Origin of the sequence: Heliomicrobium undosum (assembly GCF_009877425.1) — a bacterium.
Taxonomy (GTDB): Bacteria; Bacillota; Desulfitobacteriia; order Heliobacteriales; family Heliobacteriaceae; genus Heliomicrobium; species Heliomicrobium undosum.
The window spans coordinates 81,404-106,145 of record NZ_WXEY01000009.1 but is presented as its reverse complement, the minus strand read 5'-3'; the positions used below and the strand labels follow the sequence as shown (position 1 = coordinate 106,145).

General features: G+C 56.4%; 24 protein-coding genes. All 24 read right to left on the bottom strand.

From position 1 onward, the window contains the following. Positions 1 to 285: 285 nt before the first annotated feature. The 24 genes from GTO91_RS10255 to GTO91_RS10140 all read right to left on the bottom strand — a co-directional run bounded on the left by GTO91_RS10255 (position 286) and on the right by GTO91_RS10140 (position 24,490). Entirely contained in the window at positions 286 to 963 is a 678-nt protein-coding gene (locus tag GTO91_RS10255) for an ADP-ribosyltransferase (protein WP_161258621.1), read from the bottom strand. A gap of 1,179 nt (positions 964 to 2,142) precedes the next feature. Then, positions 2,143 to 3,654 (bottom strand): P-loop ATPase, Sll1717 family, encoded by a 1,512-nt coding sequence (locus GTO91_RS10250; RefSeq protein WP_161258620.1) that lies wholly within the window; start codon positions 3,652 to 3,654, stop codon positions 2,143 to 2,145. Positions 3,655 to 5,258: 1,604 nt separating this feature from the next. Then, entirely contained in the window at positions 5,259 to 5,981 is a 723-nt protein-coding gene (locus GTO91_RS10245; protein ID WP_161258619.1) for an MIP/aquaporin family protein, read from the bottom strand. Positions 5,982 to 6,250: 269 nt separating this feature from the next. Beyond that, positions 6,251 to 6,799: a BMC domain-containing protein gene (locus tag GTO91_RS10240; protein ID WP_161258618.1), complete on the bottom strand. Its 549-nt coding sequence runs from the start codon at positions 6,797 to 6,799 to the stop codon at positions 6,251 to 6,253. Positions 6,800 to 6,815: 16 nt separating this feature from the next. Next, a complete protein-coding gene (locus tag GTO91_RS10235) occupies positions 6,816 to 8,153 on the bottom strand; it encodes a 4Fe-4S dicluster domain-containing protein (protein ID WP_161258617.1) in 1,338 nt (445 codons plus the stop codon). 109 nt (positions 8,154 to 8,262) lie between these two features. Continuing rightward, positions 8,263 to 9,705 (bottom strand): aldehyde dehydrogenase family protein, encoded by a 1,443-nt coding sequence (locus GTO91_RS10230; RefSeq protein ID WP_161258616.1) that lies wholly within the window; start codon positions 9,703 to 9,705, stop codon positions 8,263 to 8,265. A 30-nt stretch (positions 9,706 to 9,735) separates the two neighbouring features. Continuing rightward, the gene (locus GTO91_RS18145; RefSeq protein WP_235919490.1) at positions 9,736 to 10,845 is read right to left on the bottom strand and encodes a cob(I)yrinic acid a,c-diamide adenosyltransferase; all 1,110 of its coding nucleotides are present in this window, start codon (positions 10,843 to 10,845) and stop codon (positions 9,736 to 9,738) included. A 109-nt stretch (positions 10,846 to 10,954) separates the two neighbouring features. Next, positions 10,955 to 11,245: a EutN/CcmL family microcompartment protein gene (locus GTO91_RS10220; protein ID WP_161258615.1), complete on the bottom strand. Its 291-nt coding sequence runs from the start codon at positions 11,243 to 11,245 to the stop codon at positions 10,955 to 10,957. Positions 11,246 to 11,281: 36 nt separating this feature from the next. Beyond that, the gene (locus tag GTO91_RS10215) at positions 11,282 to 12,100 is read right to left on the bottom strand and encodes a flavoprotein (RefSeq protein WP_235919482.1); all 819 of its coding nucleotides are present in this window, start codon (positions 12,098 to 12,100) and stop codon (positions 11,282 to 11,284) included. A 16-nt stretch (positions 12,101 to 12,116) separates the two neighbouring features. Then, positions 12,117 to 12,773: a phosphate propanoyltransferase gene (locus GTO91_RS10210; protein WP_407929521.1), complete on the bottom strand. Its 657-nt coding sequence runs from the start codon at positions 12,771 to 12,773 to the stop codon at positions 12,117 to 12,119. A 41-nt stretch (positions 12,774 to 12,814) separates the two neighbouring features. After that, positions 12,815 to 13,096: a propanediol utilization microcompartment protein PduA gene (gene pduA / locus GTO91_RS10205; protein WP_161258613.1), complete on the bottom strand. Its 282-nt coding sequence runs from the start codon at positions 13,094 to 13,096 to the stop codon at positions 12,815 to 12,817. 13 nt (positions 13,097 to 13,109) lie between these two features. Next, positions 13,110 to 13,748, bottom strand: a complete 639-nt coding sequence (locus GTO91_RS18650; protein WP_161258612.1) for a BMC domain-containing protein — start codon at positions 13,746 to 13,748, stop codon at positions 13,110 to 13,112. Next, positions 13,724 to 14,347: a glycerol dehydratase reactivase beta/small subunit family protein gene (locus tag GTO91_RS10195; RefSeq protein ID WP_161258611.1), complete on the bottom strand. Its 624-nt coding sequence runs from the start codon at positions 14,345 to 14,347 to the stop codon at positions 13,724 to 13,726. The genes GTO91_RS18650 and GTO91_RS10195 overlap by 25 nt, the downstream gene beginning before the upstream one ends. 7 nt (positions 14,348 to 14,354) lie before the next feature. Next, on the bottom strand, positions 14,355 to 16,178 hold the full coding sequence (locus GTO91_RS10190) for a diol dehydratase reactivase subunit alpha (RefSeq protein WP_161258610.1): 1,824 nt from the start codon (positions 16,176 to 16,178) through the stop codon (positions 14,355 to 14,357). A gap of 14 nt (positions 16,179 to 16,192) precedes the next feature. Then, positions 16,193 to 16,708, bottom strand: coding sequence for a diol dehydratase small subunit (locus tag GTO91_RS10185; protein ID WP_161258609.1), 516 nt, complete (start codon positions 16,706 to 16,708; stop codon positions 16,193 to 16,195). A 15-nt stretch (positions 16,709 to 16,723) separates the two neighbouring features. Beyond that, on the bottom strand, positions 16,724 to 17,368 hold the full coding sequence (locus tag GTO91_RS10180) for a propanediol/glycerol family dehydratase medium subunit (protein ID WP_161258608.1): 645 nt from the start codon (positions 17,366 to 17,368) through the stop codon (positions 16,724 to 16,726). Between the two features lie 22 nt (positions 17,369 to 17,390). Then, the gene (locus GTO91_RS10175) at positions 17,391 to 19,061 is read right to left on the bottom strand and encodes a propanediol/glycerol family dehydratase large subunit (protein WP_161258607.1); all 1,671 of its coding nucleotides are present in this window, start codon (positions 19,059 to 19,061) and stop codon (positions 17,391 to 17,393) included. A gap of 20 nt (positions 19,062 to 19,081) precedes the next feature. Continuing rightward, positions 19,082 to 19,876, bottom strand: a complete 795-nt coding sequence (gene pduB, locus GTO91_RS10170) for a propanediol utilization microcompartment protein PduB (RefSeq protein ID WP_161258606.1) — start codon at positions 19,874 to 19,876, stop codon at positions 19,082 to 19,084. A gap of 30 nt (positions 19,877 to 19,906) precedes the next feature. Then, on the bottom strand, positions 19,907 to 20,182 hold the full coding sequence (pduA, locus tag GTO91_RS10165) for a propanediol utilization microcompartment protein PduA (protein ID WP_161258605.1): 276 nt from the start codon (positions 20,180 to 20,182) through the stop codon (positions 19,907 to 19,909). Beyond that, positions 20,175 to 20,717: a EutP/PduV family microcompartment system protein gene (locus GTO91_RS10160; RefSeq protein WP_161258604.1), complete on the bottom strand. Its 543-nt coding sequence runs from the start codon at positions 20,715 to 20,717 to the stop codon at positions 20,175 to 20,177. The genes pduA (GTO91_RS10165) and GTO91_RS10160 overlap by 8 nt, the downstream gene beginning before the upstream one ends. Before the next feature lie 11 nt (positions 20,718 to 20,728). Further along, complete coding sequence (locus tag GTO91_RS10155; RefSeq protein WP_235919517.1) at positions 20,729 to 21,049, bottom strand: BMC domain-containing protein; 321 nt, start codon at positions 21,047 to 21,049, stop codon at positions 20,729 to 20,731. 383 nt (positions 21,050 to 21,432) lie between these two features. Continuing rightward, positions 21,433 to 21,912 (bottom strand): hypothetical protein, encoded by a 480-nt coding sequence (locus tag GTO91_RS10150; protein ID WP_161258602.1) that lies wholly within the window; start codon positions 21,910 to 21,912, stop codon positions 21,433 to 21,435. Positions 21,913 to 22,064: 152 nt separating this feature from the next. Then, positions 22,065 to 23,240, bottom strand: coding sequence for a response regulator transcription factor (locus tag GTO91_RS10145; protein WP_161258601.1), 1,176 nt, complete (start codon positions 23,238 to 23,240; stop codon positions 22,065 to 22,067). A gap of 20 nt (positions 23,241 to 23,260) precedes the next feature. After that, complete coding sequence (locus GTO91_RS10140; protein WP_161258600.1) at positions 23,261 to 24,490, bottom strand: sensor histidine kinase; 1,230 nt, start codon at positions 24,488 to 24,490, stop codon at positions 23,261 to 23,263. Positions 24,491 to 24,742: the final 252 nt, after the last annotated feature.

The following is a 24,742-nucleotide window of genomic DNA, read 5'->3' as shown; positions in this document are numbered from 1 at the left end:
CATGTTGCCCCCTATGGTAAAATTTTATTTCTATCATAGGGGGCAACCGCATTTGTGTATCGCCTGCTTTAGATTTCATTTACAAAGCTGGTCAGCAGATTTCTAGCTGATTCGTAACCTGATTACCCGCAGAAAATCTACCAATAAGGGGACTTTTCCAGGGTGAAGTTCATTCTACCATAGGAGGAGCTTTCTTTCACTGTCTGTTTTTCGGGGTACATCCACTTCCCAGACCAAGTATATCCGGGACTTATTAGCGGCTTTAAGGTGCGAAGTTTTAGACCCTCAATAGAACTTTATCAATTCACATTCAAAAATAATTTTCCCACTTTCTTTATCTTTATATGGATAAGAAGATAATCCTAAAAACATATTTGGAAATAGTAACATTTCCTCCTCACTTCTTCTCGTTACCGAATTCACATATACCCCGATGGTTTCTTTTTTTACATATATTTTTAGCAAATTCTTCTCTGATGCATATGGCTCACTTTGGTTTACAATATCCTTAATCAAGCTAGTACTCAAAAATCCTTTTTCCTGAATAGGTCTATCCCTTTTGTTTTCTTCTATAAGGTTTCTAATAAATTCATCATTTACCAACCTATATAGTATTAAATCACAAGGAATCCTTGGCGCACTACACAATACAATCGATAAAATATCCGCCATTTCTCTATACAAATTCTCCCCACTGTCAGAACAATATCTTAAATAATCATTTATCTGTCGGTAAGAATAACCACAATAGCACTCTATAGGAGCAGTGTAAAGACTTGTTTTCACTGTTTTCCTAGCAAGTTTCATTACACTTTTATATGTCTCTGCCCACTTGAAATAATGTCTCATCCCCCATTCGTGTGCTTCCTTTTCATTTTTGAACTCAATATATTCTTCTTTATTCCTTATAGTCCATTGTAATTGTCCGTATTTTATTTCGTTTATAGTTTTCATGATACACATGGAGTATTCACCCTTTATCGTTTTCAGATTTGCTTTATGAAATCATACAATTATATTTCGAACAATAGTTGGTACCTTTTCTCTTATTCTCTATTTTATATCCACCATATTTCTACAGCTATCTACAATTAATGACATCCAGGCAACGCCATGGTAGACTCGCCGATGAAATCCTACAGAAACGACGAAAGATTTATAAAGAGGCGCAGCTACGCCATCCGGAACGTTGGTCTAGAGGAGTCCGCTCCTGGCAGCTAGCAGAAAAAGTCGCCCTCAACCCAATGAAAGAAGAGTAGGCGGATTCCCGAGGGAGGGGCCGATCCCAACCATGATGAATAGGCACTAACGCAGCCGCCGCTTACGGTCAGAGCGTAGCGGAGAGCCTTGACGAATGTGCTATACTGGACAAAATCCGACCGGCGGGAAAGGTTCACAGGCGTATGTCCGTCGGTCGGGTGCTATAGGAATAGCACATTTGTCAAGACAGGCGGTCTTGCAATAAGTTCATGCGACAACTATGTTGACAAACACCGCATACAGCAACGCCGCAATTGCCTACCCGGTGCCTGAATGCTACCTTGAAGGAATAAAGCAGCTCTTTGAGCAAATGGGTCATGTTCCCCACCGGATTTGGAACGGTAACTCTTCGGGTGTTTTCGGCATAATAAAAGTGCATAAAACGGTAACCGAAAAGTGCAGAACCGGGTTTCCGGAATAAAAAAGGGCACTTGCCAACATCCATCAACCCCGGTTCAAACCCCTAATTCTAGAGCCTAGACCCCTTATTCGCTGTTTTTCGTAGAGTTTCACAAAATTAACTGCGCTGTTTTTCGGGACCGCCGTCACCGCCCCTTGCAGGGTCCTATACAGACCGACGTCTATCAAGGGCAATGGCTATCGCCACGCCTTCGGCGTCCCTTAACAGACGGCGGCCTGTATAGGGAACGTCAATTAGGCGGTCGACCTCTGCTCTTTTAGTTCTTTCGGGTATAGATTTCGTCTCATTTTCTTATCCCCTCCATGTGTTCTCATTGTAGCCCACTAGAGGGTCTTAGCTCAAATACAATTAGGGGTTTTATAGTCGGGACTTTAACCCTACAGACAACGTCCATGCCAGGCGCACTAAAAAACTCACCGAGATTACTACTCGATGAGTTTAAATTTTACTCCCATATTAAACTAATTAGAACGTATGATTGAATAACCGTTGTCAATAGCGTACGTTACTTTTGGATCATTTACCTCATATACTAATGATGTCCCTTCCCTATCAATATTTACGATTAACCCCATTTTTTGCATCTGACTAACATAATTACTTACTGAACCTCCACTTACACCTGTAGCTTCTTTAAAAGCGTTACGAGTAAATTCTTTTTTACCCAATCTCAACAAATGTTGGATATACGAGTAAATATTTAAACTTTGAGGTGCGGCATTTGCTTTCCTAGGATAATACTCAAAGTAGTTGAAGCTCTCAACGAAATTCTTCAAGCCTTCTTTGACTGCACCACTACTGATCGATGTTGAAAGAGGATCTATTTTATGTTGTGCATAGAAAAGATGTTTGAAAATATGCCAAAGATCTCGGGGATTCCCGTTAGCCAGATAAAAAATATCGTTAAAGTGATTGGAGAGTACGTCGTCAGAAAATAGCAATTCAAATTTTTGAACTTTTTCATTTGAAAAAACTCTAATTCTTTTATTCAAAGCTTCTTTTAGATCACTTGTTTCCCAGTTAAGCGTAGCAGAAAAATGTTTTTGAGAACGAACTTTGTCTATAAGTATACTAAAAGGGATGTTCCATATGGAAATCAACAGTTGAATTTTAGGGTTTAGAAGTAATTTGTTATCGGTTAAAACCGGTTCAATAAAATCGGCTATAAGGTCTGCATCATTACTGAAACGAGAATCCTCATCGATTTTATCAATTATTAGGACAAATTGCTTAAACCCTAAATTCTGAACTAATTCCAAGCATCTTTCTAAAAAACTATAAGTAACCTTTTGTGGTTCAAATTCCTTATCGGCTTCATAAGGGATTTCCGGAAAATACTTTTTCAACATTAATTCCTTTGGTATAGGCGGGAGAGACATAAAATGTTGGCGTATAATATCAGAAGTTACTTGCATTGCAACGGATACACCATAGTTGAGAGCATCACGAATAAAATTATATACCTTAACAGACATGTAAACTAACCAAGGATATCGAACTTTTTCAATTTGCTCGGTAAGATGAGGTTTGGAGACGACCGGTAAAAAATGTTTCAGAAGATATACAAGTAGCATTTTTTGTTCTGGTTTTATATTATCAATTCTATCCCTTTGGTTAACTAATTGTTCAAAAACTTTGTCGGTAATCTTCTGAATTAACATATTGTAGAAATCACAAGAAGTAAACGGACTGTTTAAAATGGTGAAATCATCTAACCAAGCAATTAAACAAGTGGATTTTTCCACCTTGCTCTCAAAATCGTATAACATTGCAGTTTTTCCAGAGCCTCTATTACCTAAAACAAACATAGATTGCCCAGAAGAAAAAGCTTCTAATATTTGGGAGTAATCTGACGGACTGTAAAATAGCTTATCTCTAATATGAAGTTCATTTTCCGTAGAAAATTGAGAAAAAGGAAATTTTTCAAAGCCTAGCCTTTTAACAAAACCATCAAACGAATTCTCTGAAGCCATGTTCTTTTACCCCTTAAATTGAATAGATTTCTCAAGAATATAGTTCCTTGCATTCCATTTTAATCTAAATCATGAGTCTTAGCAAGGGATTGGTTTTGTTGGCTCTACATCTAGGAGTAACCGATGTATACTTCGATTATTAATATTTACAGACTATTTCCAAAGGGATAAATCGAGGTACCCCATAACGGGCTGATGGTGGTGTAATGATACAAATAAATCAAGAATTAGAATGGGGGTCGAACGGGACCATAAAATTCCGAAAAATATTTCAAAGAGTAATTTGAATAGAAGCAGCTATATGGAGAAACCCAACATGGCAGAATAGAGAAGGACAGCAAGCCATTCCAGCGTTCCGATAACGGCCTTTGGGTGTCCCCCCTTTGGCCGATCAACCCGAAGAGCGGAGAAAAAAAGCGATTCAACGTAACAGGTAAAACCGAAGCATTAGCACCCAGTATGAAATCATGGCCCGCGTTCATATCATCCCTCTTTGGGGCATATGAAACTGCAACGATTAGTGATGACCGACATCCAGAAGCTGATTGCGGAGAAGCAAGATTATGGACGGGTGCGATCCCTGAAAGACCCCAACGTCAAAAAGGGCTAAGCCACAAAACTATCCGGCAAATTCACAACGTCTGCGGCTGGCATTAGGGCAGGCTGTGGTGGATGGTCGGATCAAAATTAACCCGGCGTTAGGCGTAAAGCTGTCCAAGAAACAGTAGCATATGCGTTCCATGATCTGATTTCATGCTAGAAAACCGGAGAACCCCTCTGCCCCCGATCCTTTACCCGAAAGCTCAAACGGTATCCGATAGACCTGGGGCTTCCAAAGGTGAAACTGCATTCGCTTCATTACTTAGTCAGATCTGCGATGTTATGCAATGGGTCAAGCCTAAAGCACGTTCAAAGTCCGTTACGACGGGATAGTGAACTTCGAACAACGTCAGATGTATACCTGTCGGACGCGGTTTCAACGGAAGACCTGCAAACCCTGTTTAACAAGGTGAAAAGTTTGCTGGCGGAACGGGAAGAAAAGAAAAAACTTTCTCAGCCCGCATAGACTAGAGAAGGATTTAACGACAACCCCGGATTGACCTGTGCTAAAGAACACCCGGGGAAACCAGCGATATTCGATTCAGAGAGAGATGACGGGCTGGGACAGGTGATCGTCTTGGCCCCTTCAATTAGAATTAAATGCCGGATCGCAACGATAAGCCAATATCATCATCGACGTGGTACAGCTTGTGGTATAGGGCCTCGATACACAGGAAAACCACGGGACGCACATCGGAAAAAAGCCAATAAAATCAAATGCTCGGGTCAACAGGATTCGAACCTGCGGCCTCCTAATCCCGAACCAAGCGCGTTAGTAATTTGAACAAAATCAAAACTAGCATAATAAGACAAAGCGCAAAACTCATCATTTTCAACATTTCTTCCAATTAATCCCATTCATTATTTTCTCTGTTACCCCTATAATCATTTGTTAAAAAAGGCAACCAACACGAATCTGGCGCCGTAAACAAAACGGCGCCAGATTACATAAAGAGATAACGTTAATCTCCTCGCAAAGTTAGTGGTACTTTTTTACCTTGCTTCTATTTGAGAATCCCAGCAGCAAGCGCGATGTAATAGGCACAAACCCCACCGATGAAGGGACCTACAACAGGAATCCAAGCATAGCCCCAATCAGAACCGCCCTTGCCAGCAATAGGCAGGATAGCGTGGGCAATGCGGGGTCCCAGATCACGGGCAGGGTTGATGGCGTAGCCAGTGGGGCCGCCGAGGCTCAGGCCGATGCCCCAGATCAGGATGCCAACCATGTAGGGAACCATGCCGGCGGGAACGGCGACGGCTTTGGAGGTCAGGGCGAAGACAGGGACGATGAGCATGATGGTGGCGATGATCTCACAGAGCAGGTTGGCCGGGGTGTTGCGAACGGCGGGAGCGGTGCAGAAGATGCCCAGCTTGGCGCCCTTGTCCTCGGTCAGTTCCCAGTGGGGCAGGAAGGCCAGCCAGACGACAGCGGAACCGACGATAGCGCCAGCGACCTGCACACCCATGATTGCTACGGCTTCAGAGAAGGTGTAGACGCCGATCAGCGTTTTGGCCAGCGTCACAGCCGGGTTCAGGTCTCCCTGTCCGCCGGTAGCGACAGAAGAAGCGATGCCCATGATGACAGCAAAGGCCCAGCCTGCGGTGATAACCAGCCAACCGGATCCCTCCGCCTTAGAACCTTTCAACAACACGTTCGCCACGACGCCAGCGCCGAAGATGAGCAGCACAACGGTGCCGAAAAACTCGCCGAACAAATAATTCATTGGTAAACATCCTCTCTTCTGAATTGTTCATTTTTTCGACTATTGCAATTATCTGTGTATTCAAATAATCGCTCTTTTCAATGGGACTGGTTTCTTGCTCTTTTACGCTTACTTAAGACGACTTAGCGTGAAACAGAGTAGAAAATAGGGTAGAAACGAGGTAAACTCGACCGGCTACTTCGAAACCTTATCGCTATAGAAGTAGCCGGCCCGTATCATAAGCCGATACCGTTCTGCTTAAGAAAATGCTAGTCTCGGAAAATACTCTCCTAGAAAATGCTCGTCTGCAACCCCTTGTGCGGCGCCGGGATAACGATCTGATCGACCAGGAATCCGCTGTCGGCGATGATGTGGCTGCCGGCCTTGATGGCGGCGGTGACAGCGCCTACGTCGCCGGTGAGCGAGACGACGGCTTTGCCGCCGAGGCCGCGGGCCAGGCGGATCTCGATCAGTTCGACGGCGGCGGCCTTCACGGCCTGGTCGGCAGCGACGACGGCTGAGGCGACCGAGTAGGTCTCAATCACGCCGAGCGCCCGGATCTGCTTGACTTCGGTGCAACCAGTCAACGCCGGGAAGACGGTCGGATGGACGTTGGGCAGGACGAAGTCGTTGACTACATGGTCCTTCCCGATCACCTGGCCGCTGCGGACGGCGCTCTGGACGGCCCCGACGTCGCCGCTAACGAGAATGACGTACTTGCCCGGGCAGAGGGGCTGGGCCAGGAGCAGTTCCACGTTGCCGGACTTGAGCATGGTGTCGGCGACGAGGATGCCCTGGGTCACATTTTCAATCTCCAACATGCCGATGGCGTTTTTCATTGCTTCCCCTCCCCTCTCAGGCTTCCGCCCGGATTGTGACGCCGTTTTCCGTCGAGACGACGACGCCGTCGATGCTGGCATGGATGTTGGCGCTGACCGCCGCTCCTTCCGGGATGGCGGCCACCAATTGCCCGACCGTGACCTTGTCACCGACGCTCACCGCGAGGACAGCCGGCGCGCCGATGTGCTGCCGCAAGGTCAAGCGCACTTCGTCCGCGGCCAGGAGCTCATCGACCAGCGGCGCGGGGACGTCATACTCGTACAGACCCAGCCGGGAGACGAGGCGTTTGATGGGGATGCGCCGGTTGCTACGGTGCGAGCCTGCGCGGAGCGGCTTGTTGTGATGGGGGTTTTTGATGCCGGCGGCGCTCATCTGCCGCTTCAGTTCGGCGTTGACGCGGCGCGGCGACAGCCCCATGGTGCAGCCGAAGCTGTCACAAGCCCCGCATTCGGAACAGAGAAAGGCGCTCGTCAGCATGGTCGAGGCGCTACCGGAGAGGCCGTTGCCGACAGCCTGCATAATCCGGTGCGGCTCCAGGCCGTGACCGAGCAGGTGGCGAGGGCAACTGTCCGTGCAGGCGCGGCAGGCGCAGCAGACCGATTTGGCTCGGTTGAGCGCCGCTTGCCAGGGCAACTGGCGGCTGACGATCAGCGGGTGGTCCTTCGGCAGGACGAGGATGCCGCCGGTCGTCTTGGTGACCGGGGCGTCCTTTTCGATCAGGCGTCCCATCATGGGGCCGCCGTCGATCAGGGCGTAGTCGTCGATCTTCGCGCCGCCAGCGGCTTCCACCAGGCGGCTCACGGAGACGCCGACGGGGACTTTCAGGGTCACTGGCTTATGCACGGCGCCGGAGACGGTGACGTACTTTTCGGTGACGGGAATGCCATCCATGGCCCGAGTGACGTTGAGCAGTGTCTCCACGTTGATGACGACGACGCCCACCTGCAAGGGGATGCCGCCTTCGGGCACGATCCGCCCGGTCACCTCATAGACCATGACCTGCTCGTCGCCGGCCGGGTAAAAATCAGGCATGAAGAAGAGTTCGATCCGCCCCGGCGCATGGGTGGCGATGGATTTTTCCAGGGCCTCGGCGGCGGCGGTGTACTTCTTTTTGAGGGCGATGTAACTCTTCGTCGCCCCGGTGGCCAGCATGACGGCGATCATCCCGAGGACGACCTTGTCGCTCTCGACAGCCATGATCTGCTGGTGGGCGCGCAGCAGCGGTTCACATTCAGCGCCGTTGGCGATGATAAAATCCGCTTTCGCGTTTATTTTCACATGCGTAGGAAAACCAGCCCCACCGGCCCCCACCACACCAGCGGCCTTCACGGCGTTGACGATTTTTTCGATCATCGGTTTCTATCACCCGCTTTTTAGAGGGCGGGTTTCCCCGCCCCATCAATCCTAATCACGCGTTCTTGACTGGCAATGCGATTTCGCCTTGCTCGGCAATCACGCCAAATTACACGATCTTGAAGCCTTCCACAAGGACGCAGCGGCGTTGGCGGGTGAAGGTCCGGGCGGAGGTGAGTCCTTCCCCGGTCGGACCGGCGATGGTGAAGGTGGTGTGGCCTTCGCCGCCGACGCCAATCCCGGCGTAAGAGGGGCCGTTTTTGACGAAGATGGTCGTCTGGATGGCCCGGGCGAGACGGGTCAGGTTGTCCACGTTTTTCGAGTGCATGATGGCCGTGTGACGATTGCCATGTTCGACCTTGACGGCCAGTTCGATGGCGGCGTCGATGTTTTTCACCTGGACGATGGGCAGGATGGGCATCATCAACTCTTCGATGACGAAGGGATGGTCCTCTTCCACCTCGCAGATGACGGCGCGGATGCTGTCGGGCACGTCGATGCCGATGGCCTTCAGGATGAGTTGGGCGTCCTTACCGACCCAGGACTTGTTGATGCCGTAGCTCTTCTTCGGTTTGACGGTGCAGCCGGGAGCGATCAGCTCTTCCTTCTCCGTCATGACCACTTTGAGCAGGGCGTCGATCTCCGAGCCTTTGATCAGGTAGGCCCCGTTGCGACGCATGTGGGCGATCAACTCATCGGCGACCGAGCCGACGACGATGACCTCTTTTTCGGCGATGCAGGGCAGGTTGTTGTCAAAGGAGCAGCCGGCGATGATGTCACGGGCGGCCTTGGGGATGTCAGCCGTCTCGTCGACGATGGCCGGCGGGTTGCCGGCGCCGGCGCCGATGGCTTTTTTGCCGGAGGAGAGGACGGCTTGGACGACGCCCGGTCCGCCGGTGGCGACGAGCAGGCTGATGCCGGGGTGTTTCATCATCTGATTGGCCGCCTCAATGGACGGTTCGGCCACCATGGTCAGGAGGTTGCCGGGGCCGCCGGCCTCGATGATGGCGTTGTTGAGGATCTCCAAGGTCCGGTAGGAGGTCTTCTTCGCCGTCGGGTGGGGGCTGAAGAGGACGGCGTTGCCGGCGGCAATCATGCCGATGCCGTTGCAGATGATCGTCTCCGAAGGGTTGGTGGTCGGCGTGATTGCGCCGATGACGCCGTATGCGCCCATCTCCACTAACGTCAAGCCGTCATCACCGGTCCAGGCGGTGGTGGTCAGGTCTTCCGTGCCGGGGGTTTTGTTGGCGACCAACTGGTTTTTCAGGATCTTGTCGCTGACTCGTCCCATGCCGGTCTCCTGGACGGCCAGACGGGAGAGTTCCTCGGCGTGGGCCAAGGCGACTTTCCGCATCGCCGCGATCAGTTCTTCCCGTTTGGCGACGGATAGGGTTTGCAGTTGCAGGTAGGCGCGACGAGCCGCGTTGACGCATTCATCGACGGTGGCAAAGACGCCGGGGATCTGGGGCGCCGCGGCTTTGGCTTCCTTCCCTTGCAGGTTGGCCAGCACCTCAGCGACGATCTTGCCGACGATCTCTTGGTTGATGCTCATTGGTCATTCACTCCCTGTTTCACGGCGTACTCAGGCGTCCAATCCGGCTTGCGCGACGGCGATGTCCTGTTCGACAGAACCGCCGCTCACCCCGATGGCGCCGATGATGACGCCGTCGTCAGCGATGGGGATGCCGCCGCCGAAGACGACCAGCCGGCCGCCGTCGACGGTGTTCAGCCCGTAGAGCGCCCGGTAGGGCTGGGCCAAGGCCGCCGCCGCTTCGGTCGACATCTTCAAGGCCACCGCTGTGTAAGCCTTGTCCCGGGAGATGGCGATACTGGCCAGCAGGGCCCCATCCATCCGGTGCTGGGCCACCAGGTTTCCTCCGTCATCGACGACGGTGATCACCATGGGTACACCGATTTCGGCTGCTTTTGCTTCTGCGGCTTCGATCATCGCTTTGGCGCGACCGAGCAGCGTCGAGGCAGCCGCCTTTTTTGTCACGGTTAGGGGGTCGGCAGCCGCCTGTTTGGAAGCGGGCTGCTCAGGGGTCAACGGTTCAGCATTTGCCGGCTCAAGAGCCCGCTGCTCAAAAAACGACCGCTCTTCGGGAGAAAGCTCAGCCGCCGATTGCTCGGACAAAATGCGCTTCACCGTGGCGGTCACTTGGTCAACCATCTCTTCCTGATCCACAAAGCGGGCCAGCACGAAGAGCAGGTCCGACAGGCGGTTCAGGTAGACCATGACGGGCGGGTGGACGTCGGCGAACTTGGACAGCTTCACCGCAGCCCGTTCGGCCCGGCGGACGATGGTCCGCGCCAGGTCAATGGCCGCGCCGGCGGAAGAGGCGCCAGGGATGACAAATCCCTTTTGGGGGATCCGGGCGGCTTCCAGGCGGTCGATCACCTGTTCCAGCGCGCGGGCATGGTCGTCGGTGAGGCGGTAGCTCAACCGGCGGTTTGACCCTTCCTCCCCAAGTTCGGTCGCCAGGTCGGCGTTGACATCGAAGAGTTCCGCCTGGAGGCGGTGGATGATCGACAGGACCTGCTCATTTTTGGTGAGCGATTTGGCTAAGCCCAGGGCGGCGCTCGCTTCATCGAGGGTCCCGTAGACCTCGACACGGGCGTGGTCTTTGGGAACGCGCTGGCCGCTGAAGAGGCTGGTGACGCCCCGGTCGCCTGTTTTGGTGTAGACTTTCATCGCAAATTACCCCTTGCCGGCTTGTTCGACGGTGTTTCGCCGTGTGGGTGCTCCCGGCCCGATTAGCCCGCCGTGGCGGGCGAATCGGGCCGGCCGTTCGCGGAGCCGGTCAATCGGCGTCGTTGAGCAGCCGTTCGTCGAGTTCGATGCTGTCGATGATCCCGACGATGGCGGCGTCGACGGCGCTGTTTTTATTGTTTAAAATCAGCCGGGCCGATGTCCCTTGCAGGACCAGCACCCGTTCGCCGCTTCCGGCGCCCACCGTGTCAACGGCCACGATCAAACCGATCTTGTTGGCTGAACTGTTGGACATGGGCTTGACGATCAGCAGCTTGCTGCCGACGAGGCTCTCATCCTTGCTGGTGGAGACGACGTTTCCCACAACCGTTCCGATCCACATGGAAGATCGCTCCCCTCCTCGGGCTCACCGGTTTTTTTAGGTGTTCGCCCGGATAATTTCTACGCCGTAATCCCGGGCTGTGTCGCGAGCCAGAGGGGTGATCAGATCTCCCGGGGCGACGGTGTAGACCCGCCCGCCCGATAGAGCGACGGCTTTGATTTTTTCGGCGTCGACGAGGTTCTTTTTCGCCGGCGCAGCGGCTTGCGGCGCTGCCGCTTCCCTGCCGCCGGCGTGTGAACGTTCCAGCGCCCGCCGGGCTTCCCGGCCCAGGTTGCGCACATCGGTCAGGTTGACGCCGAAGTCGCGCACCTTGCGCAGATTCTCCTGAAAGGCCCGCACCAGGACGATGGGGGCTTTATCCATCTCCAGGCCCGCTCGCCAACTGTCCCGAGGGTCAGCGGCGTTTTCGGCGGCGATGACCGGCTTGCCCAGCATGAGCGCCTGCATGATCAGCGTTGTAGGCAACGTATCAGACAGGGTGTGGGCCAGCTTGGCCATGGTGTTCTGTGTCAGCACAGGCACGATGACCAGGTCCGCTTGCCGGAGCGCCTTGCCGGGATAAGGAGAGTCGGGCGTCACGATCGTCACGTCTTCGCCCAGGTGCTGGCGCACCCGTTCGGCGCCGATAATCGTTTCGGCAGCCCTAGAGAGGACGACCGTCAGGTGGCAGGCGTCTTCCTGCAACTCTTTAAGGGCCGCGAGCCCCTCCTCTCTGCCGATGGTGCCGCCGGTGAAGATGGCCATCACAGAGGACCGGGGTGTTGCGGGAGCGCTATCAGCGGTTGTTTCGTCCGAGGCCTGGCGGATGCGCCGCATCACTTCTTCCATCACGCGGCGGATCAGTTCTTCATCCATCAACGCCCGCCTCCTTTCACTCCGGCCGGTAGAGGTAAACGGGGTCGTTGTTTTTCAGGCCGGCGGCGTTGGCCTCATCGACATCCAGGTGCATCTCCAAGCGGAACTTGGGGTGGACCCGGATCAGCACGTTTTTGAAGATGACGCCGCGCGGTCCGAAGCTCTCGATGTTGATGCGGTCCTGGTCATGGAGGCGGAGGGCTTCCGCCTCAGCGGGGCTCATATGAATATGCCGGGCCGCGCAGATGACGCCTTCTCTCAGCATGAGGGCGCCGCAGGGACCGGCGATGGAAATCCCCGGCGCTCCCTGGGTCTGGCCGGAATCGCGGACCGGGGCGTTGATGCCGAGGGTGAAGCCGTCGGTGCAGGAGATTTCCACCTGGGTTTTGCCCCGCAAGGGACCGAGGACGCGGACGCCGCGCAGGACGCCTTTCGGACCGATGAGGGTGACCGTCTCTTCGGCGGCGTACTCGCCTTCCTGTTTGAGGTCCTTCATCTTCGTCAAGGCGTGACCTTCCCCGAAAAGGATGGCCGCGTCCGTCGTGGAGAGGTGGATATGGCGGTTAGAGATGCCGACGGGGATCCCCTTCGGAGGCGCTTCCCCATCGGGGAAGCGCTCCTGCAGGGCGATGACCACTTGGGTGATGATCTGTTCCATCAGTTTGGAGTCCAACGGTTTCACCTACTTCTGCCCTGCGTCCGAAGACACAAGGATCAGGCCTCGAATTTGGGAATGATTTTTTCCACGTCCATATGGGGGCGGGGAATGACATGGACGGCGACCAGTTCGCCGACTTTTTGGGCTGCAACGGCGCCGGAGTCGACAGCCGCTTTGACAGCGCCGACGTCGCCGCGGACGAAGACGGTGACCAGGCCGGAACCGATTTTTTCATAACCGATCAAATTCACGTTGGCCGCTTTCACCATGGCGTCGGCAGCTTCTACGGCGCCGACGAGACCTTTGGTTTCCACCATGCCCAGAGCTTCTCCTCGCATCGGTCATACCTCCTTAGGCTTTGTGGTGCATGCAGGTGCTGCGGGGCTCCCCTTTTTTCCGGGGACAGCGGGGATCGCCGCAGAGGTTGCAGGTGTATGGAGAGGCCGGTTCTGTCACAAGTTCTGATACCGGTTCCAAAACAGGTTCGGATACCGATTCAGACGCAGGTTCTGTCTCCGGCTCTGGCGCCGCTTCGATCACTGGTTCGCTCTCCGGTTCGAGCACAGGCTCGCTCGCCGGTTCGGCGATCGCTTCGGGCGCAGATGCTGGCGCAGGCTCAGGTTCGGCATCCGGTTCGCTTCCCGTCGAAGCGTCCGACGCAGGCGGGGTTTCGGAAACAACCTTCGATCCGGACGCCTTCGTGGTGACTGTTTCCCGGTTGAAGATGACGCCCTTGATTTCACTGTGCGGGCGGGCGATGACATGGGTCGCGGCGACCTTGTTGACTTTGCGGGCCGCTTCTGCGCCGGCCGCGACGGCTGCCTTGACGGCGCCCACGTCGCCGACCAGCTTGATCAGGACCATGCCGCCGCCTTTGGTCAGTTCGTAACCGAGCAATTCAATGTTCGCCGCTTTGACGGCAGCATCGGCAGCCTCAACGGCTGCGGCCATGCCGACGGCTTCAATCAACCCCAGGGCATTTTGGACCACGGGTTCACCCCCTTCGCCTCGCCTTGATTCGATGCCTTGCCTTGCATCGGGCCTTGCTCCGCCAGGATCTTGGCGACGATCCGGGCGATCACTTGATCGAGCGGTTCTTCAACGCCCGATTGGGCGGCTCCAATGGTTGAATCTGCTATATTACTGAGACTTGATTCCGCTCGACCTGTCGCTCCCGCCGCTCCCGCCGCTTTGTCGCCCTTCCCGCTTCGGATCGCCAGTTCGGGATCCGATTCCAGCTTGAAGGCCGTCCCCTTGACCAGCCGCGCCGCGTTGTAGCCAAAACGGCGCCAGTCGGCCGGCCTTCCCGTCTCATCGAGCAGGAACAAGGGACGGTTTTCCGGCAGGCGGCGGTGGTGGATGCACATCCCCAGGCCGCCGATGACACTGATGCCGACGCCCAGTTGGGACGCATGGGCAGCCTGGTGGGCGATCTGGCTCAGATCACCCGTCTCCACGGTCCGGGATGCGGCGGGGATGCCTTCCTCTTCGAGTCCGGCGTTCAACTCCCGCAGCTTGCGCTGGCAACCGTCGTGGGGTGCGTAGAAGATGATGACAGACGGTCTTGCCGGCGCCCGTTCATTGGACATCGCCTGCTCACCTCCCGTCGCCGGTGTAGGTGAGCACCAGGCCGGTGGCGACAGCGTTGCGGGGACCTTCGGTCCCGCGGATGTTGCCGCGGCCGCAGACGATGCCGTATTCGGCCAAGGCGTCGGCCACCATGTCGGCGACCTCGAAGTCGAGGGCCGAACCGCCCACCATGACGACGAACTCGATGTGACGGACGTTGCCGGTGGGGGCCACCCGGGCCAGGGCGCGCAAGGCGTTGGTGACGAAGACCTTCTTCTTGGCTTCCCGGCGCACATGGCGGATCTTCTCCAGCGAGTGGGTCGTCGGGATGGGGACCATGCCGCTTTCCTTCAAGATGACGACCCGGGCGAAGACCTGGGGCGGCAGGTGTTCTTCATAAAAACGCACCGTGCCGTCTTCCAGGCGGACATGGTAGAGGCTTTCTACCTTGGCCAGGGAGTGCTTCTTGATGTCCTCGGCCAGGTCGATGTCGTTCAGACCCAGTTCCGAGTTGATCAGCATGGTGACCATGTCTCCGGCGCCCGCCAGGTGGATCGAGTGGGTCTTGCCGTCTCGGGTGGCGATGGCCGCGTCGGTCGAACCGCCGCCCATGTCCAAGATGGCCAGGGGCTTGTCCGTGCCCGGTGTCGTCAAGGCCCCGAGGACGGCCATGTTGGCTTCCACGCCGGCGATGACGACGGGGATGCCTAGCTGGGCCGTCAGTTGATCGGCGATCTGCTGCATCGGCAGGCGGCTCGTCTTGACCATCGCCGCCAGGGCGACGGCGTTTTCGAGGGCGAACTCGCCGGCCAGGCCGCCGCGCACCTCTTGGGGGATGAAGGTATCGACGCTGAGCAGGTCCTGGATGTTCATCTGGTTGAGGGGCTGGCCCGTCAGGTCGCTCATGACCTGGCGGACCCGCTCCAGCATGCCGCCGGCGTTGGTGCCCGGCTCCCCTTTCACATCCACGACCGGCTGGACCCGTTCGACGGCCTGCATGATCTTGGTCGATCCTGCGTCGACGTCGATCTCTTCGCGGTGGCGCTGGCCGAAGATGGTGATCGCGCCGGCGGGGATGGTGCGGGCTTTCACATCGCCCTGGGGTGTCCGGACGACGACGGCGGAGCGGTTGCCGATCAGCGCCCGGGCGATGGGCACGACCATTTTGGTCTCTTCCGGCGTTAGGTGGAAGACGGTGGCGATGCCGTAGGGGTTCGACAGGGTCTGGATCGTGTTCCCCGGCTCGGTCACTTCCACAGCGGCCAGCATGCCCAGGGGCACTTTGTCGATGAGGGTGACTTCGTCGACGATGGGGATCGTCTTTTCGAGCCGGTTGGCGATCAATACCGCATCGTCCTGGCAGGCGATGGCCCCTTCGATCAAAACACCCCGGTCAAAAGCCCAATTGAGGGACTGGGCGGCATCGGCAAAGTCGATGCCGGCCGGGATGACGACGATCACCTTTTCCCCGGAGAGGACCTGGTCCAGTTCGCCAAAAGCCACCGTCTTGCCGACGCCGAGGCCGAGTCCGCCCGGTGTGCCCGGGTTGTGACCGATCATGGTCGACTCGGTGATGATCGTTTCGGTGATCGTCTCCATGGCCAGGTCGCCGATGACAGGGGTGGCTTCGTTAAAGCGGATCTGCTTCAGATCGTGCATGTCCACGCCGGCGCTTTTGAGGGCGTCGGCGAGGGCCATGCGGATCCCGGGGATATTGGCAGTCGTTCCCTTGATGCCGGTCGTTTTGATGATGCCGCTGCTCAGAAACTGCATCTCTCCCGAATCACTGACCCGGGCGATGCATACCTCCGTGGTGGAGTTGCCGATATCGACGCCCGCCACAATGGCCATGAGCGTTCACTTCCCTACTCCGCTTTCAGGCGGTTCCGGCGCTCATACACATCGGCGGCTTCCCGCACAAAAGCGGCATTGATTTTGGCGGCGAACTTGTTGTCCAGTTCGTCAGCGATGGCCAACAGCTCTGCTTTCGTGGAGCGGTACGGGCGCAGGGCGTTGTAGATCTCGAGGATGCGCGCGTCAGGGATGGCCGTCAGTTCGGCAGCCCGGCGCAGGTTGGCGGCAAACTGGACGCGGCCGACGCCGTCGGCGATTTCCGCTTGCATCCGCAGGGTTTCCGGGGTAATCCGCACATCATCGGCAGTCACGGCGCCGCTTAGGACGTTGTCCAGGGTGATGTCGCCGAGTTTTTTGCCGGTGGGCGATTTCAGCAGTTCCGGCCGCTTCGTGGCCAGGGGGTAGTCGGCTTTAGGATCCAGCTTGGCGCAAGCTTGGGCGGGAGCCGGAGCGGCAGACGCGGCGGGCGCCTGGGTCACCGATGCGAGCACCTGGCGGACCAGTTCTTCGAGCATTTTTTCATTCATTCCCGTCACCACCTTCTAGAACTGTACTTGAAGTTCAACCGGCTTGGCGCCGGGAACGACGTGTTCCGTTTCCTTGATGTGCAGCACGGCCGCTTTGGCCTGGAACTTGGGCCGGGCCATCTGGTCGTTTTTCGTGGGAACCGGCGTCGGGGACTCGCCTTTGGCGTACTTGGCGGCGTTGCGGCCGATGGCCCGGTAGGCCGGCAGGTCGAGCAAGGGCGATTGGGGGAACAGCTCCAGGTTGCTGAGGGGCGGCAGGTCTTTCTGGTGAATGACCGTGGTGCCCCGGGACTGGATCCCGATGGCGATGCCGGAGCCGCTGATCTTGGTGCCGTCATGGGCGACGAAGGCCACGTCAGAGGAGCGGGTCACGCGGATGACCCGGGCGCGCATCCCTTCTTCTTCGATGCCGGCGATGATTTCGCGGAGGACATCGCTGTGGGGGATGTTGACGATGGTCTTGTTCTGATATTTCGCAAAAGCCGGGGCCAGGGCGACGACGACTTCGTCGCTCTTCGCGCCCGGACGGGCTTCGCCTTTTTCGCTGATGGTCATGGGACGTCCGGTGACGACCGTCTTGGCGGGCGCGGCGGCCGGCGCTTCCATGCCTTGCAGGACTTGCAGTACGATCTCACGGAGCACTTGCTCGTTCAGTTGCATCCTTGTTCCACCTCTCTCCCGATCAAACGTCAAAGTCGGACGGCTTGATGGCCTGGCTGATGTTCTGAATCTCGTCCCAGCGTTCCTTGCTCATGCGATAGCCCGTTCCGGGGCCGGCATAGTCGTTGCAGCAGTTGACGGCGCTGACGACGTTGAAGTCCTTGTCCAGGATGGACGAGGTGTGCAGGTAGTCGCCGGAGATGCGCTGCTTGAGCATGTTCAGGACGTTCTGGGCGATGTCGGCAAAGCCGTTCTTGGCCAGGGCTTTGACGATGTCGATGCCGGTGATACCGCGGTTCATCATCTCTTCGGCAGCTTTCAGGTCCTCGACGACGTTCCGGGGCGGCATGTCCTTGCTGCCATGAGCGTAGGTGGCCGCTTCCACTTCCTCGTCGGTGATGGCCGGGAAGCCCAGTTCGCGGAAGACCACCTGGAGGGCTTTGGCCGCTTTGTTCCGGACGGCGATGACTTCCGCTTCCGAAACGGGGCGCAGGCCGCCGTCGACCTTCAGGTCGCGCTGGATGATGTTGAAATCATCGAAGTCTTCAGCGTCCACGTTGGAGCCGGCGAACATGTTGTCATAGTTCGGCGTGGCGCTGTAGCCGGAGGTGATGAAGTCGGTGCCCGGAAGCATCTGCATCAGCAGGCGAGCGGTCCGGCGCATGTCGGAGTGGGAGAAGGTCTGGTCGTTGCCGGAGGCGACTTCCAGGTCGAGCATGGTGGTGCAGAGGTTCTCGGCGAGGACGGCGCGGATGCCCGAGGGGACAGCGCCCGGCACGCCGATGCAGGAGATGGAGCCGTTTTGCAGGCCCTGGACGCCGGCGCCCTTGGTGACCAGGATGCAGCGGATCTCCAGGTAGAGCATGGACTTGCCTTCGGCGTAGCCCATCTGCACTTCCGAGCCGGTGCCGGAGGTGAAGCGCATCTTCAGGCCCCGGGAGGCGTAGGCGGAGGCCAGGAAGCCTTTGGACCAGGGGGTGTCGTCGCCGTCAACGAAGACGTTTTCCGTGCCGTAGACGGAGATAGTTTCGGCGTAGGCGGTGATGCCGCGCATGCCCAGGAGCAGTTCGGTCGCTTCTTCCAGGGCGCACTGGATCAGGACGCCGCCGCGGCCGACCTGACCGCCGACCTGCAGGGAGAGGGCGTTGAAGGGGGCGTAGCGGACAACGCCGACGGTCGTTTCCATTTCATCAAATCCGCGCAGGGCCGCTTCGGCGGCGTCGGCGGCGATTTGCACCGGGTTGTCTTGGAGGTTGGTGACGTGGCACTGGTTGGAGGGGATCTTGCGAGCCCGCATCTTCTGGACGGCCATCATCATTTCGACGACGTTCATCTTGTCGAAGACATCGACCAGTTTGGCGGGGGTGAGGCCGCGAGCCACTTTGACAACCTCGTCACGGGAGACGTTGATGTCGACAAGCATCTTGGCGATAGCCAGGCTGTCCATCGCCATGGCTTTTTCGGCGATGGTGGCGTCGATGGCGTAGTCGGCGATGAATTGATCGATGAAGTCGAAGTCTTCCCGTCGCTTGCCGTCCAGTTCGACGACTTTCCCATTCACGACTTTGATGCTGGGTACGGGGTCATTGGGGCTGCCCATGGCGATGAGACCAACTTCCGGCCACTCGACCACGAATCCGTCCTGGTTGACGGGGCGGGCTGCCAGGGCTTCGAAGCGCTTGGAGCGTTTCACTCGCTATCCCTCCCTATTGTTTAGATGTAGGGCGTCGTCACGGAAGGGGCCGGGCCGGCCATGGCTTCGATGAGCTTCAACCCGAGTTCCTTAGCGGCGAGCACAGATTGACGAACGGCGCCGGAGTCGCCGGTGATTTGCAGGATGACTTCGTTGGAGTGGCTGGTGCCGGCAGCAGGGCTGGCGTAGCCGACGATGTCCACGTTGGCCGTCTTGACCGCCGTATCGGCCATGATGACGCCGATGGCGGCAGGAGCGCCGACGATCAGGCCGAAGGCTTTGCCCAGGGGGGCGCCGAAGGCCTTGTTGATGGCGTAGCTGGCGCGGGCGGTGTACTGCATCTCCAGGTGGCCGGCGTCATTGGCGTAGACGTCGCCGAAGGTGCGGTCCAGTTCTTTGAGGGCCACTTCGATGGCGCGGCGGGCGTCAGAGACTTCCTCGGCGCCGAAGAGGATCAGGCAGCCATGACCGGCGCCGCCCTTGGTGTCGCGGGCCAGTTCGATGGCGACGATTTCCGTGTTGGTGGCCTTGACGGCTTCATCGGCGGCCATGATGTGGGGGCCAGCGCCGGTCCGGGCGCCCAGGATGCCGATGGAGCGATACTTGGAATCGAGTTTCATGTAGGAGTGCAGGATCGGATCGACGTTGGCGATGACCAGACCGATCGTGTCACCGATGGCCGTTCCGACGAATTCGGTGATGCCGGGGTTTTTCAGGACGGCTTTCGGAGCTTCCGCTTTGGGCGCTTCCGGGGCAGCCGCTTCCATGCGCTTTTTGATCTCTTCCATGACCTTGTCCATCAACTGCTCATGCACGATCAAAACACCTCCGTGTTTTCTTCATGATTACTTCAATTTCGGAAGAATTTTTTCCACATCCATATGCGGACGCGGAATGACGTGGACCGACAGGACTTCGCCGACCTTGGCGGCGGCGCAGGCGCCGGCGTCAGTGGCGGCCTTGATGGCGCCCACATCGCCGCGGACCATAACCGTAACGAGACCGGAGCCGATTTTTTCGTAACCAACGAGGATGACGTTGGCTGCTTTGACCATCGCGTCAGCCGCTTCGATAGCGCCGACGAGGCCTTTTGTTTCGACCAAACCTAATGCTTCACCCATGGTTGCACCCCCTTTCGGCGAGGAATGTATGCAATTCCGCCAGGCCTTCGCCGGTGCGGGCGGAAACAAAGAACATTGCTTCTCTGATTCCTGCCTGTCTGAGGCGGGCCGCCGCCGTCTGCCGGTCTGCTTCCGGGTGGTCGATCTTGGTGACCACGCCGATGACAGGACAGGCGAACATGCCGGCGAAGCCGGGTGGAACGGATACGCTGCGTTTCGTGGCATCATGGACGAGGAGGATCAGGGCGGCGTCGGCTGCAGTTACCTGCAATGCCGCGTAAAAACGGGGAGACTGGATGTACTCGCCCGGTGTGTCGATCATGCCGTCTTGGTAGAGGATCATCTGGGTTTTGGCGGCTTTGTCGGCAGTGGGCTTAGTGGGTTCCTCAGCGAGTTCCTGAGCGACTTCCTGGGCGACTTCCTGGGCGACTTCCTCGGTGGGTCCCTCGCCGGTTCCACCGGTAAGCCGCTGCAAGGCTTGGATCAGGGTTGTTTTTCCGGCGCCGACGGGGCCGATGAGCATGACGCGCTTCATGGCCGCAACCATCAGGAGCGGGTCAGCTTGGCGGCGGAAAAGGCCAGTTGGTTGCAGAGCATGTTGGTCACCTGCTGAAGGGCGGCTTCCACGGCGGAAACGTTGCCGCTGATGACCAGAGATCCGGTGAACCGGTCCAGGAACCCGATCTCGACGGCAGCTGTCTTGGTGGCCACGTCGGCGGCGATGATGGCGGCTTCGCTGGGGGTGATCGTCAGGATGCCGATGGCCGAACAGGACTCCAAGCCCAGGCGCTCGCAGAGGTCTTTTTTGGGGTTGGCGATCAGATGAGCCAAGGTCACCTGTTTGCCAGGGACGTATTCCTGAATCATCCTCGGTTTTTCCTGAATCTTCTCCAAATTCAGCACCGCCTTCTGCTTTCGGTCATCGCTTGCCTCATTGCTCATGTCTTCGCAGCGCTTATGTCTTCGCGCTTGTGCACTCATTTTCAATTTACGCTAAATATATTGGCGTTACGGCCTTCTTTTCCTATGAGGGTTCTTGCGCTCCTAGTGGACAATCTTGTTCCCACAAGCGCATGAATTTGACGGATATAAAGAATGATTGGACTTTTCACACAAATCATAGAACTTTTCTGACTTAATGGACTTTTCTTGCGCAGTGCAACAAAAAACGCACATGTATTCCACTCGGTGAATACATGTGCGCCTATTTTCGATACCTTTTTGGGTTACCTCACTTAGGGGCGCCTCTTTCACTCTATCATGATGCAACAGTGCCAATGACTTCGAAGCAATTCGAGATCAGCCACTGTCAATTCCGAAAGCACGATTGTTTTGCACAGTTTTGCTTCCGGATTATCTCCAAACCAGATGGACCAGAGTTCAACCCTGTCTTCCTCACGGATGTTTGTTTGTATGTAATGATGCAGTTGGTCTACGCATTTGGAATGAAATCTCCCACCAAGCCAGTAGACGTATGCTTTCGTTATATAGCGCTCCAGGCCGAAAGGCGGGTTGTCACAGATAGAAATATGCAAGCCGCCGGTATCCTCTTCGCTCTCCGCGTATAAGACCTCGGTATTTTCATCAAGTTCATCCCAGGATGCCAGGGGTAGCGGCGATCTGGGGACGGGGATCATTTTCTTCAGATCCCTGACCTTCATCCTGATAAAACCGCTTTGATCGATTTCGGGCAAGGGATTGTCTGAAGCGATGAATCTGTATAAACTCATAGCATTTCTCCTTTTAAACGCATGAAAAAAGAGGACGCCATGCTCTCCTATCGGCATAGTATCCTCTTCTCATTATAGCATATTATCCCACTGATCCATCGTTTAGTCTTTTTGTAAACGATTGCTTTACACATTTGACCGCCTACGGATGCCTATTTTGTCATCGCCTGGGGCCCGCCCCCCCGCCGCATCTCCTTGCGGTAACGGTTCGGCGTCATGCCCGTTTCCTTGCGAAAAACGCGGCAGAAGTAGCTCGAATCCTGATACCCCACCTGGCTGGCGATCTGGATCAGGTTGTAATCGGTGTCGGTCAACAATTTCTTGGCCTTTTCCATCCTGGCGTTCGTCAAAAAATCGACGAAATTGCAGCCTTTTTCCGTCTTGAAGATGCGGCTAAAGTAGTAGGGGCTTAGGTGGGCCGAGCGGGCCACCTCTTCTAAGGACAGGTTGCGCTGGCAGTTGGCGTTGATGAACTCGCAGGCGCGGTTGATCAAGCGGCGGTTGGCGCTGGAGCGGTTGTCGACCATGCTGTCAAAGAGGCTCTCCAAGGTCGTCTCCGTCCAGGCCCGGCAGTCCTCTTTTGATCGGCAGGCGAGCAAGCCCTCGATGCGCTCCCTGTCGGAGAGGGAAAGCCGGTCTAATTGGGCGCCCCCTTCCATGGCGGAGCGGGACAGCAGAATGAGCAGTTCCACAAGATACGTCTTTACCATCTCGAGGCTGTCCCAGCGTTCCAGGGCTTCATCGAGAAGCGCCTTAAGCCCCGTCTGGGCCTCCTGGCGTTCGCCGCAGCGGATTTTTTCCAGCAGGGAACGCTCCATGGAAACGAGGACACCGGAGGGGTTGACCTGCACCGATTCGGCGAAGAGATTCAGCCGGAGCAGCGGCGCGGCCTGTTGGGCCTGCATCTTCGCCTGCTGGCGCAAGCGCTCTGCTTCGGCGCGCTGTTGCTTCTCCTCCCGTACCTGTTCGGCTGCAGTGACCAGCACCCGCACCAGTTCAGAAGGACGGACCGGTTTGAGCAGGTAGTTAAAAGCGCCCCACTGGACGGCTTCCCGGGCGTACTGGAACTCATCAAAGGCGGTGAGGATGATGATCCGGCAGTCGGGCAAAAAACCGCGCAGGCGCTTCATTACTTCGATCCCGTTGAGCCCAGGCATGCGGATGTCAAGCAAAACCACATCCGGTTTCAATGTCTCAGCCAATTCGACGGCAACGTCGCCGGAAGCCGCCTCCCCCACCACCTCCATCGGCAGTTCTTCCCGCTTGATGATCTGGCGAATGGCCTGGCGTTCCAAGGATTCGTCATCGACAACCAACAATGTGCACATGGCTCCCTCTCCTTCTGGCGTCAATTCAAGGGCTCGTTGGCAGGGGAGGGAAGGTGGATTTCTACTGTCGTTCCCTCGCCGGGGATGCCTGTGATGTCAAGGCCGCATTCGCGGCCGAAGTAGTGCTGAAGCCGCAGGTGAACGTTTAAAATCCCCAAGCCGGTCGTATGGCCGCTGGGGGTGTAGCGTTCGCCCCGGAAGATCTGGGCGATCTTCTCTGGCGTGACGCCGACGCCGGTGTCGGCGATGGTGACGGTGACGCGCCCCTCTTCCCGGACGGCGGCGATGTCGATCTTGCCTCCGCCCGTCTTTTGTTCCAAACCGTGAATGATGGCGTTTTCCACCAAGGGCTGCAGGGTCATCGTAGGGATCTGGATATCGAGCAAGTCTTCCGGAACGTTGACGGTGGAACGGATCCGGTCGCCGAAGCGGGCGGCCTGGATGGAGAGATAGCTCTGGATATAGGAGATCTCTTCCCGCAGCACGCTCATGGGGCGATCATGGCGCAGGTTGTGTCGCAAGAGATCAGATAGGGCGTAGACGACCTCCTCGGTTTGAGAAGCCCCTTCCAGAAGGGCCAGACGAGCGATGGTGTTCAGGGTGTTGAATAAAAAGTGTGGGTTGATCTGAGATTGCAAGGCTTTGATCTCGGCCTCGCGGAGCATCTTCTCCAGATCGGCCTTCTCCTTCATCTCGGTCATTAAACGCCGCTGGACGATGTTGGCCATGCCCATCTCGACGATGTAATTCGTCATGATGTAGAGCAGGTCGGCCGCCGCTTTTACCCGGTTCTCCGGAATCTCCTCCACTTCCGCGAGGAGCCCGTCAACCGTCGCCAGATCATACCCCAGGTCGGCAATGCGTCGCTGCACATCGGCGAAGACGTCATAGTCGCGTTCACTTAATCGCACCTGGCCGGCCAGGAAGGCGCCCATGTACTGGTCATTGACGATAATCGGCGCCGCCAGGTCGGTCAGACCGCCATGGCAACGGTAGACGTTGGCGCCTTGCCCCCGGACAGCCGCTCTTCCGCCCCGGGAATCGGAACACATGCAGCGGTTTAGACCTTCCGGGGTGGAACGGACAAGCATGCAAAACTTGGTGAATTTGCTCGGGTTGGTCAGCGGTCGACCTTCTCCGTCGACGATGACGGCGGCGATCCCTGTCGCTTCCGTGAATTTATCCTGAATCTCCTGGAGTTTGGCCACATTGATGATCTCGCTCAGTTGGTATTCGGGATATCGTTCCATGGACTCCCTCCGATGGCGGCATATTGATTGTGGTTTATTGACGCGTGTAATCACGTTCACTTTCGATGTGATAGGAGTCCCTTGTAGATGCAAGCCGATAGACCGATCATCTCAATTGACTATTAATTCTTAAAAATCGTCAAGTGTATAGATTCTTCATCTTTTTTCGATTCCCTTCTTTTCCGGCCTCTCATTTCGGATTACCCTTGTGTTTCAGAGGCGCTTTCTACGGAAAAGCCTCAGCGGCGAGCA